Here is an 11,385-nt window from a genome sequence, read left to right on the forward strand (position 1 = left end):
ATATTGCGGCTGGTCGAGCCAGTTGGCGGTGCGTACCGTGCCGTAAGTGCCGGTTCTCGCGGCATCGCGCGGCCGGAACTGGTCGATGAACTGACCGTCGTCGCCGAGGCGCCAGTCGCGCAAATTGAGGACGATTTCGGCATCGAATTTCGGATCGTTGGGATTCTCGACCACGATCACGCCGGTCAGGCCATGGCCCATCTGCTCCAGCGTGTTGCAATGCGGGTGGTACCAGAAGGTGCCGGCATCGGGCGACGTGAAGGCGTAGTCGAAATGATCGCCGGTGTAGACGTAGGGCTGTACCAGAAACGGCACGCCGTCCATCTTGTTGGGAACGCGAATACCGTGCCAGTGGATCGTCGTCGGATCGTCGATCGCGTTGACAAGGCGTGCTGCGAAGGGCTCGCCCTTTTTCATCCTGAGCACGGGCGGCATTCCGGCGTTGCCATAGGTCAGCACATCCCTGGTCTGGCCGACATCCATCAGCTTCGCCTGGATCTTTGCCGTCTGCAAAACCACCGGCTCAGGCGTCGCGGCGGCCCAGCCACCAAGCCGGCCCATCGCCGAAAGCCCGATCCCGCCCGCGCCGGCAACCGCAGCCGTCTTCAAAAGCCTGCGGCGTGTGAGTAAGGTCATTCGGCGCTCCAACTATAAAGACGGCTGCCCGCGCAGGTGTAACCGCCGCGCCACGGATCACAAGCCGGCAACCAGCGCAAATTCTGTTGAACGCATGGCGCCGCTATTCAGCCGCCTCGGCATAGTGTGCCGGTACGTAGTTGAGGATGGGGCCAAGCCAGCGCTCTACCTCGGCCAATGGCATCGCCTTGCGGCGTGCGTAATCCTCGACCTGGTCGCGTTCGACCTTGGCGACGCCGAAATAATAGCTTTCGGGATGCGCCAGATAGATGCCTGATACCGAGGAACCCGGCCACATTGCATAGCTTTCGGTCAGGCTCACGCCTGCATTGCGCTCACCGTCGAGCAGCCGGAACAAAGTCGCCTTCTCGGTGTGATCGGGCTGCGCCGGATAGCCGGGCGCCGGACGAATGCCGCGATAGGGTTCGCCGATCAGTTCGTCCGGCGCCAGCGCTTCATCTGAAGCATAGCCCCAGAATTCCTTGCGCACCTTCTCATGCATCCGCTCGGCAAAGGCTTCGGCGAAGCGGTCTGCCAGCGCCTTGACCATGATCGACGAATAATCATCATTCGCTCGCTCGAACCGTTCGGCGATAGCCACCTCCTCGATGCCGGCGGTGACGATAAAGCCGCCGATGTAATCCGGCTTGCCGCACTCCGCTGGCGCGACGAAGTCCGCCAGTGCGACATTGGCCTTGCCGTCGCGCTTGGTCAGCTGCTGGCGCAAGGTAAAGAAGGTCGCCAGTTCCTGCGACCGCTTTTCGTCCGTGAACAGCCTGATGTCGTCGCCGACGGCATTGGCCGGCCAGAAACCGACGACGCCGCGCGGCGCGAACCATTTCTCGGCGATGATCTGCTTCAGCATCGCCTGCGCATCCTCGAACAGCTGGCGCGCGGCGGCGCCTTGCGCCTCGTCTTCGAGAATTTTGGGATAACGGCCCTTCAGCTCCCAAGTCTGGAAGAACGGCGTCCAATCGATGTAGCGCGCGAGTTCGGTGAGATCCCAGTTCACGAATACCTTGACGCCGGTAAAGGACGGCTTCGGCGGCTCGTAGGCAGACCAGTCGATCCGGTGCGCATTGGCCCTCGCCTTGGCCAGCGGCAGCCGTTGCTTGTCGGCTTCGGAGCGGGCATGCGCATCGGCGACCTTCTTGTATTCGGTGCGCACCGTGTCGACATAGCCGCCCTTGGTCTCGTTCGACAGCAAGGACGACACGACACCCACCGCCCGGCTGGCGTCGGTGACGTAGACCGTCTGGCCCTTGGTGTAGCGCGGGTGGATCTTCACCGCCGTGTGCACACGGCTGGTCGTCGCGCCGCCGATCAGCAGCGGAATGTCGAAGCCTTCACGCTCCATTTCCGAAGCCATGTGCACCATCTCATCGAGAGACGGCGTGATCAGGCCGGAAAGGCCGATGACATCGACATTTTGCTCACGGGCCGTCTGCAGGATCTTGGCCGCCGGCACCATGACGCCGAGATCGACGATCTCGTAGTTGTTGCAGGCGAGCACGACGCCGACGATGTTCTTGCCGATGTCATGGACATCGCCCTTGACCGTCGCCATCAGGATCTTGCCCGCTGTCTGGCGTTCGCCATTGTCGATGCCGTTGGCGGCGTTGGCCAGCTTCTCGGCCTCCATATGCGGCAGCAATCCGGCGACGGCCTGCTTCATCACCCGCGCCGATTTCACCACTTGCGGCAGGAACATCTTGCCCGCGCCGAACAGGTCGCCGACGACGTTCATGCCGGCCATCAGCGGGCCTTCGATGACATGCAGCGGCCGCTCGGCGGCAAGCCGCGCTTCCTCGGTGTCGGCGTCGATGAATTCGGTGATGCCGTTGACCAGTGCATGGCTGATCCGCTGTTCGACAGTCCATTCGCGCCAGGCGAGATCGCGCTCCTGCGCTTCCTTCCCGGCCGTGCCTTTGAAGCGTTCGGCAATCTCCAGCATGCGTTCGGTGGCGGTGCCGCCGGCCCTGGGCGCGCGGTTGAGCACGACGTCCTCGCAGGCCTCGCGCAGATCAGGCTCGATCGTATCGTAGACGGCAAGCTGACCGGCATTGACGATGCCCATGTCCATGCCGCGCTGGATGGCATGGTAGAGGAACACGGCATGCATGGCCTCGCGCACCGGCTCGTTGCCGCGGAACGAGAAGGACAGGTTCGACACGCCGCCGGAGATATGAACATGCAGCAGCGTCGCGGTGATCTCGCCGGCCGCCTCGATGAAGTCGACACCGTAATTGTCGTGCTCCTCGATGCCGGTGGCAATGGCGAAGACATTGGGATCGAAGACGATGTCCTCGGGCGGGAAGCCGGCCTGCTCGGTCAGGAGCTTGTAGGCGCGCGTGCAGATCTCGACCTTGCGCGCCTTGGTGTCGGCCTGGCCGTCCTCATCGAAAGCCATGACGACCACGGCGGCGCCATAGGCCCGCACCAGCCTGGCATGATGCAGGAATGCCTCTTCGCCCTCCTTCATCGAAATGGAGTTGACCAGCGGCTTGCCCTGCACGCATTTCAAGCCGGCTTCGATGATCTCCCATTTCGAACTGTCGACCATGACGGGAACGCGGGCTATGTCCGGCTCGGCGGCGATCAGGTTGAGATAGTCGACCATCGCCTTCTTCGAATCGATCAGCCCCTCGTCCATGTTGATGTCGATGATCTGCGCGCCATTGGCGACCTGGTCGCGCGCGACGTCGAGCGCGGCGACATAGTCGCCTGCCGTGATCAGTTTCCTGAACTTGGCCGAGCCGGTGACGTTAGTGCGCTCGCCTACATTGACGAACGGAATCTCGTCGGTGAGCGTGAACGGCTCCAGCCCGGACAGGCGCATCTTGGGCTCGATGTCTGGAATGGCACGTGGCGGATATTTCTTCACCGCTTCGGCGATGGCGCGGATGTGCTCGGGCGTCGAACCGCAGCAGCCGCCGACGACATTGACCAGTCCCTCGCGGGCAAACTCCTCGATCTGCGCGGCCATGAAGTCCGGGCTCTCGTCATACCGACCGAATTCATTGGGCAGGCCGGCATTCGGATAGGCGCAGGTGAAGGTGTTGGCGACGCCTGAAATCTCGGCCAGATGCGCCCGCATCGCATTGGCGCCGAGCGCGCAGTTGAGGCCGATGGTGAAGGGGCTGGCATGGCGCACCGAATGCCAGAAGGCGGTCGGCGTCTGGCCCGACAGCGTGCGGCCGGAGAGGTCCGTGATGGTGCCCGAAATCATCACCGGCAGGCGCACGCCCTTTTCGATGAAGATCTCTTCCGCTGCGAAGATCGCCGCCTTGGCATTCAGCGTGTCGAAGATCGTCTCGATCAGGATGATGTCGGCGCCGCCATCGATCAACCCGCGCAGCTGCTCGCCATAGGCGAGGCGCAGGTCGTCGAAGGTCACGGCGCGGTAGCCGGGATTGTTGACGTCGGGCGACATCGAGGCGGTGCGGTTGGTCGGCCCGAGTGCGCCGGCGACAAAGCGGCGCTTACCGTCCTGCTGCTCGGCACGAACAGCAGCGCGGTGTACCAGCCGCGCGCCATCGCGGTTCAGCGCGTAGACGGCATCTTCCATGCCGTAGTCGGCCTGTGCGATCGAGGTCGAGGAGAAAGTGTTGGTTTCGAGGATGTCGGCGCCCGCGATGGCGTATTGATAGTGGATCTCCTCGATCGCCCCGGGCTGCGTCAGGATCAGAAGATCGTTGTTGCCTTGCTGATGGCAGGCGCAGCCGGCGAAGGCCTCGCCGCGAAACTGGTCCTCGTCAAAGCCGAGGCCCTGGATCTGTGTGCCCATGGCGCCGTCGAGGATGAGAATGCGCTCGCGTGCTGCCGCAGTGAGCGCCGCAAGCACTTCCGAACCGTCGGGTTTTGCCGCTACGGGGCCGAACAATGCGTCCAGCGATGCAGAATTCTGCGACATTTTTTATCCCTTTGGCGACAGACCTTTTCATGTCACATAAGGATATCTTTATGTCAATATACGACAGATGCTCGCCATTGTCACCCCACCCATCACGAAGTGGGGTCTGAGGCGCGGTTTACTACGAACCTACGCTCTGTCGACGCTTGCCAGGAAGCGGGCGAAGATCGGATCAAAACGATCCGGCGAATCCCAGAACGGCGCGTGGCCGGATTTGTCGAGCAGATGGGCCTTGCCTTCCCATAGATTGGAGAATTTCACAGCGGAGACGAAATCGGTGTTGACGAATGGCTCGTCGATGCCGTTCAGAACGGCGATCGGCGGCGTCTTGCCGGCCACGATTTCGCGCTGGTTCCGGCCGGTGCCGGCCGCGAACTTTTCGAACATCAGGCGCCGCGCCCGCCCATCGGTGCGCGCCACCGTGTCGATGAGAAACGGCTCGAACGGCTCGCCGCAAGTGCTGCGCGCATAGGCCTCGACATCGGCGCCGCTGAAGGTTTCCTGCCCCGCGAGGTGCATATGCGGGCTCGGCTTGAATCCGTTGCCGACCTCCTCGGGCGAGACGGGCGGCGTGCCGGTGATCATCAGGCCAAGCAGGCCGGGAAAGCGGTCGATCATCTCAAGCCCGATATGGCCGCCGAGCGACCAGCCGAAGACGATGGCCTTGTCGATGCCGAGCAGCCCAAGCACTTCGGTCATGGCATCGGCATAGCCTTCCATGCTGTAGGAACGCTCAGGATCGATCGCATCGCCGGACGCTCCGTGGCCGGGCAGGTCGGGAGCGATCAGGTGGTAGCGCTCGCCCAACGGGCCGTCCAACTGGTTGCGGAAAACGGCGCTGGAAGATGAATTGCCGTGGATCAGCATGACAGCGGTGCCCTGGCCACTGGTCTGGCGCACCGCGATCTTGCCGTGGCTGGTGTCAAGGGTCTTCTGCGCGATCGTCATTGTCCGCTCCGTTATAATTGCCTTGTTTTAGTGCAGTTGCGCAGCAAAGCGCCACGGCTTCCATACCTTTGCGGGAACCATCTTCCCGGCCAGGTTGCGTTGAAAAATCCTTTTCAAATAAGAACAATTATGCGTAGATTGTCAATTATCCAACTCCCGATGAACGGGAGGAAACAGGGAACAGCACGATGAAGCCCAAATCCGCCGCAAGTCGAATCCGCCATATGCTGATGAGCACCACGCTGATCGGCATGTTTGCCGCATCAGCCGCCCCCGCCTTTGCCGACGTCGTCAAGATCGGCCTGCTTGCGCCGCTGACCGGCCCTGCCGCGGCGGACGGCCAGGAATTCCAGCGCGGCGTGCAGATGGCCATCGACGAGGCCAACGCAGCCGGCGGCGTTGCCGGGGATACGTTCGAACTGGTGGTCGGCGACGTCAAGGATCAGTCCGCCGGCAACGTCACCAGCGCGGTCGAGCGCCTGCTTGGCGATCCGGGCGTGCACTTCATGCTGACCGGCTATGCCAGCCTGACCAATTTCGAGATCGACAACATGGCCGAGGCGGAAATGCCCTACATGCTGGCGGCCACCTCGCAGCAGACCAGGGACATCATCGCGCCGAGCCCCGACAAATATATGTGCTGCTGGTCGCTGACCCCTTCCTTCGACGCCTACAACACCGACGTAACCCTGTTCGTCGAGAAGCTCGCGGCCGATGGCAAGATCACCCTGCCGACCAAGAAGGTCGCCATCATCTCGTCCGACAACGCCTATTCGAAGACCATCTCCGAAGGCATGAAGAAGACCTTCAAGGAGAAGGGCTGGACCATCACCGTCGACGAGATCGTGCCATTCGGCGAAGTGACCGACTGGCGTTCGATCCTCGCCAAGGTGCGCGAGAACGTTCCCGATGTCGTCATCAACACCGACTATCTGCCCGGCAATTCGGCGTCGTTCCTGAACCAGTTCCTCGAGCAGCCGACCAAGAGCCTCGTCTTCCTGCAATACGCACCGAGCGTTCCGGAATTCGTCGAGCTGACCGGCAAGAAGTCGGATGGTGTCATCTACAACCTGCTCGGCGGCGCGCTGACGACGCCGAAGAACCCGCGCGCCGATGAGGTGGCGGCCAAGTTCAAGGCAAAATACGGCGTCGAGAGCGGCACCTACGGCGTCGGCCTCTACGAAATGACCAATGTCTATTTCGACGCGGTCAAGAAGGTCGGCGGCGCATCCGACCATGCGGCGATCATGAAGGCGCTGTCGGAGACCGACAAGCAGGTCGCGGAAGGGCGGCTGAAATTCGATCCCGCCACCCACCTTGCCACGCAGGGCGACGACTATATTCCAATCACCTTCTTCCAGATCTGGGATGGCCAGCGCACGCTGATCTCGCCGGAAAAATACGCCACCGGCGCCTTCAAGCTCCAGCCCTGGATGAAGTAGGGAATGGCCCTGCTTGAACTGGACGACGTGTCGAAGGCCTTCGGTTCGCTGAAGGCCGTCGACGGCGTGTCGTTCAAGGTCGAAGCCGGCGAGATCTTCGGCATCGCCGGCCCGAACGGCAGCGGCAAGAGCACGCTGTTCAACATCATCACCGGCATCCCGTTCGGCCCCGACCGGGGCCAGATCCGCTTTGACGGTCTTGCCATAAACGGCAAATCGGGACACGCGATCGCGCGCCTCGGCCTTGCCCGCACGTTTCAGCGCGAGACCAGCTTCGACGGGCTGACCGTGTTCGAGAACGCGCTGATCGGCGCCAGCTACGGCAAGCAGGAAAAAACGGCCGTGGCAGCTCGCGATGCCGCCGCCGAGGCGCTGGAATTCGTCGGGCTCGGGTCCGCGTCCTTCGGGCGGCTGGCCGGAGAGTTGTCCGTCTTCGAGCGCAAATGCCTGATGCTGGCCACCGCGATCGCCATGAAGCCACGCATGCTCTTGCTCGACGAGCCGGCATCGAGCCTGACCAAGCCCGAGATCGAGACGTCTATCGGCCTGATCCGCCGCACCGCCGAACGCGGCATCACCATCCTTCTGATCGAGCACGTGCTGACCTTCCTGATGAGCCTTTCGCAACATCTGCTGGTGCTCAACAATGGCCGCGTCCTGGCCGCTGGCGACCCGGCCGGCGTGATCGCCGACCCGCGCGTCATCGAAGCCTATCTCGGCACCAGGAGATCGGCGGCGTGAACCCCATTCTCAGCGTCGAAGGCGTCACCGCCGGCTATGGCCGCGTCACCGTGCTGCACGATATCTCGCTGGAGGCCGGCCGTTTCGGCAATGTCGGCCTGTTCGGCCCCAACGGCCATGGCAAGACGACGCTGCTGCGCGCAGTCTCCGGGCTGCTGCAGCCGAAGAGCGGCCGCATTCTGTTCGACGGGCAAGACATTGCCGGCCGCAGCGCACGCGCCATCGTCGGCGCCGGTCTGATCCATGTGCCGCAAGGCAACCGGCTGTTTCCCGATCTCTCGATCGCCGACTGCATGGCGCTCGGCGCCTATTCGCCAAGGGCCCGGCCGCATGAGGCGGAGAACCGTGAGAAGGTGATCAAGCTGTTTCCGAAACTGGCGGAACGCTGGCGCCAGCGCGTGCGCACATTGTCGGGCGGCGAGCGCCAGATGGTGTCGATCGGCACCGCGCTGATGAGCCATCCGCGCCTGCTGATCCTGGACGAGCCGACGCTGGGGCTGGCGCCCAAGATCAAGGACGAACTCTGCGCCTCCGTCATGGACATTTCGCGCGGCGGCGTGCCGCTGATCGTCGTCGAGCAGGATATCGAATTCCTGCTGGAGCTGACGCAGCAACTCTACCTCGTCAACCATGGCGCGGTGGCGACCGAGATCAAGCCGGGCGAAAGCCTCGACCACGGCGAGATCATGTCGATGTATTTTGGCCATTAGGAAAATCCGAAGATGAGCGCATTGGCGGAAATCCTGTTCGGCGGCCTGTTCCAGGGCTCGCTCTACGCCATGATGGCGGTCGGGCTGGCTCTGGTCTGGACGACGATCGGCGTGTTCAATTTCAGCCATGGCGTGTTCATGATGCTGGGCGCCTACATCGCCTGGCAGCTGGTCGAACTCGGCCTGCCGGCGGCGGTCGCCTTTCCGATCGCCGTCGTCGTCATGGCCGGCGTCGGCTGGATCCTGCAGGCGAGCGTCGTGCGGCCGCTGATCGGCCGACCCAACATCGTGCTGGTCGTCGTCATCACCACGCTGGCGGCCGGGTCGCTGATCGAGAACGGCGCGCTGACCATCTGGGGACCGCGCTCGAAACAGATCCCGGCGCTGATCGCCGGCAACGCCACCATCGGGGGCGTCGGCGTCTCCCTGCACCAGATCGCCATCATCGTGATCACGCCGCTGATCCTGGCCGCACTTTGGGTGTTCCTCAACCGCACGCGGCTGGGGCTGGCGCTCCGCGCCGTGGCGCAAAATGAAGATGCCAGCCACCTTGTCGGGCTGAACGTCACCGCGCTCTATGGGCTGGCCTTCGCCATTGCCGCTTCGCTGGCCGGGCTCGCCGGCATCTTCATGGGCGGCTACCGTTTCATGTCGCCGGTGATGGGCAGCGACCCGCTGCTCAAGGCGCTGATCGTCGTCGTTTTCGGCGGCATATCGAGCGTATCGGGTCCGATCTTCGCCGCCTATCTGATCGGCTTCTTCGAGGCAGCCTGCAGCTATTATTTCGGCTTGTACTGGACGCCGGCACTGCTGTTCGGCGTGCTCATCCTGACCCTGATGGTGCGCCCCGAGGGCATCTTTGCCAGCCGCTCCCGAGGCCTAGCATGACCGACACGACATCGCTGATCGCGCCTGGCCACGCCGAGGCGGCAACCCCGATCGCTCCAGGCCGCACGCCGTGGAAGCAGGAGGCCATCGGCTTCGTGCTCGGCTTCGCCCTGCTGGCGCTGCTGCCGCTGATCTTCGGTGACACCTATGCCCGCCACATCCTGATCATGGCCTTCATCTATGCGATCGTCGCCTCGAACTGGGACCTCAGCCTCGGTTATGGCGGCGTCTTCAATTTCGGCCATCTGGCGCTGTTCGGCATCGGCGTCTATGCCTACAGCCTGCTGACCAAGCTGGCCGAATTCGACCCGTGGATCGCGCTGTTTGCCAGCGGTGTCATCGCAACCCTGGCGGCGATCCTGGTGACCATCCCGATCCTGCGGCTGAAGGGCATCTACATCATCCTGGTCACTTTCGGCTTCGCGCAGCTGGTGATGCAGGTGATCATCAGCCAGTCGGCCATCACCGGCGGCACGCAAGGGCTGGTGCGCATTCCCGGACTCTATATCTTCGACCATAACATGGTCCGCGACGGCAAATCAGCCTATTTCTACATCGCGCTGGCACTGCTGGTGGCAAGTACGCTGTTCCTGCGCGTGTTTGTGCGCTCACGCGCCGGGGCCAGTATCGTCGCCTTGCGCGACAATGAGGAATACGCCATCAGCCGCGGCGTCTCGATCGTGCGCCAGCGCATGCTGACGCTTGCCGCGAGCGCCTTCTTCACCGGCATCGCCGGCGCCTTTTACGCCGCCTACCAGCGCAATGCCTCGATCGACGTCTTCGGCATGAGCCTGGCGACCATCATCCTGTCGATGGTGCTGCTTGGCGGCACCAGCACCATCTACGGCGCCATCGTCGCCTCCTTCGTGCTGACGATCTTCGCCGAATGGATGGCCGATTTCGGCGCGTGGCGGCCGATGATCACGGCGATGCTGATCATCGGCGTGATGCTGGCCTACCCGAGCGGCCTGGTCGGCATGATCAAGGCTTCATGGGGCGCCGTCGCCGGACGCCTGAAACGCCCGGGCTGATCGTTTCGGAATAGCGGCTGCGCCTCAGCGGATGCCGCACCAGTCGATGGCCGAAGCGGCGATCACCTTGGCGGTCTCGACCACCGATTCGACCTCGACATATTCGTCGGAACCGTGAAACCCGTCGCCTGAGGGGCCGAAGATGACACCGTCGACGCCGGCGCCGGCATAGTGCGCGGCATCGCACACGGCGACGAAGCCGCGAGCCTGCGGCGCCTTGCCGACCATGGCCTTGCGCTTCATCAGCGATGTCACCAGCGGATGATCGACCGGCGTGTTCATCGGCGGGAAATACAGCCCGCCGAGCTCCCATTGGATCGCAGGCGGGTTGTCGCGCAGCCACGCATCGGTCTGGGCGAAATGGTGGACGAACGTCTCGAAATCGCGGCGGTAGTCGGCCGAGTTCTCATCGGGCAGGAATTTCATGTCGAGATCGAGCACCGCGACGTCGGGAATGATGGCCGGGTTGGTCATGACGGTCGGCAGGCCATGCTGGCCAAGGCCGGTTCCGCCATGCATGACGCCGATGTTGATGGTGTTCATACCGAGCGGCAGCAATGGATGCGATTTCGCCCGCGTCCGGTCCAGCTCATACTGGCGCACGGCGGCGATGAAACGGGCGGCGATCTCGATGGCGTTGACGCCCGGCTCGAGCCGCTCCTTGTCGTGGCGCTGCGGATAGATCTCGTTGTAGCGCAGCGCCGAATGGGCGTTGCGCCCGCGGATCGTCACCCGCGCCCATTCAAGCCCGCCTTCGACCGGCAGGACATCACCCCAGGTCGGTTCGGCGACCAGCACCGCCTTGGCGAGCTTGCCCTTCTTCACCGCGTCCATGGCGCCGAAGCCGCCGGCTTCCTCGTCGACGACCGAGTGGATGGCGAGCCGGCCCTGCAGCGTGATGCCCGCCTTGCGGATCGCGCGCGCGGCGGCGATGCAGGCGGCGACGCCGCCCTTCATGTCGACGGCGCCACGGCCATAGAGGCGGCCATTGGTGATCTCGCCGCCGAACGGATCGACCGACCAATCCTTCATCGCGCCGACCGGCACGACGTCGATATGGCCGCACAGGATCAGGC

The 11,385-nt window shown here is 63.4% G+C and carries 9 protein-coding genes; 5 read left to right on the forward strand and 4 right to left on the reverse strand.

Annotation, left to right across the window (positions count from 1 at the left end):
• The 3 genes from EN906_RS09650 to EN906_RS09660 form a co-directional block, all read right to left on the reverse strand.
• Nucleotides 1-636: multicopper oxidase domain-containing protein (locus EN906_RS09650; protein ID WP_164777141.1), on the reverse strand; the 636-nt coding region annotated here is incomplete at its 3' end.
• Between the two features lie 103 nt (nucleotides 637-739).
• Nucleotides 740-4,549, reverse strand: coding sequence for a methionine synthase (gene metH, locus EN906_RS09655; RefSeq protein ID WP_127272180.1), 3,810 nt, complete (start codon nucleotides 4,547-4,549; stop codon nucleotides 740-742).
• A 129-nt stretch (nucleotides 4,550-4,678) separates the two neighbouring features.
• Nucleotides 4,679-5,497 carry an alpha/beta hydrolase gene (locus EN906_RS09660; RefSeq protein WP_127272179.1) on the reverse strand — a complete coding sequence of 273 codons (819 nt, stop codon included), beginning with the start codon at nucleotides 5,495-5,497 and terminating at the stop codon, nucleotides 4,679-4,681.
• A 188-nt stretch (nucleotides 5,498-5,685) separates the two neighbouring features.
• On the opposite strand from EN906_RS09660, the gene EN906_RS09665 reads away from it, so the two are divergent.
• From EN906_RS09665 to EN906_RS09685, 5 genes are read left to right on the forward strand one after another with little or no spacing between them, the layout of a single operon-like run.
• The gene (locus tag EN906_RS09665; RefSeq protein ID WP_027035742.1) at nucleotides 5,686-6,939 is read left to right on the forward strand and encodes an ABC transporter substrate-binding protein; all 1,254 of its coding nucleotides are present in this window, start codon (nucleotides 5,686-5,688) and stop codon (nucleotides 6,937-6,939) included.
• 3 nt (nucleotides 6,940-6,942) lie between these two features.
• Nucleotides 6,943-7,680 carry an ATP-binding cassette domain-containing protein gene (locus tag EN906_RS09670; RefSeq protein WP_027035743.1) on the forward strand — a complete coding sequence of 246 codons (738 nt, stop codon included), beginning with the start codon at nucleotides 6,943-6,945 and terminating at the stop codon, nucleotides 7,678-7,680.
• Nucleotides 7,677-8,390, forward strand: coding sequence for an ABC transporter ATP-binding protein (locus EN906_RS09675; protein ID WP_127269236.1), 714 nt, complete (start codon nucleotides 7,677-7,679; stop codon nucleotides 8,388-8,390). The genes EN906_RS09670 and EN906_RS09675 overlap by 4 nt, the downstream gene beginning before the upstream one ends.
• A gap of 12 nt (nucleotides 8,391-8,402) precedes the next feature.
• On the forward strand, nucleotides 8,403-9,278 hold the full coding sequence (locus EN906_RS09680) for a branched-chain amino acid ABC transporter permease (protein WP_127269237.1): 876 nt from the start codon (nucleotides 8,403-8,405) through the stop codon (nucleotides 9,276-9,278).
• A complete protein-coding gene (locus tag EN906_RS09685; RefSeq protein WP_127269238.1) occupies nucleotides 9,275-10,309 on the forward strand; it encodes a branched-chain amino acid ABC transporter permease in 1,035 nt (344 codons plus the stop codon). The genes EN906_RS09680 and EN906_RS09685 overlap by 4 nt, the downstream gene beginning before the upstream one ends.
• Nucleotides 10,310-10,333: 24 nt before the next feature.
• Here EN906_RS09685 and EN906_RS09690 read toward each other — a convergent pair.
• A partial coding sequence (locus EN906_RS09690) for a M20/M25/M40 family metallo-hydrolase (protein WP_127375153.1) occupies nucleotides 10,334-11,385 on the reverse strand: 1,052 nt, incomplete at its 5' end.

It is taken from the genome of Mesorhizobium sp. M7A.F.Ca.CA.004.06.1.1, from assembly GCF_003999135.1.
GTDB lineage: Bacteria > Pseudomonadota > Alphaproteobacteria > Rhizobiales > Rhizobiaceae > Mesorhizobium.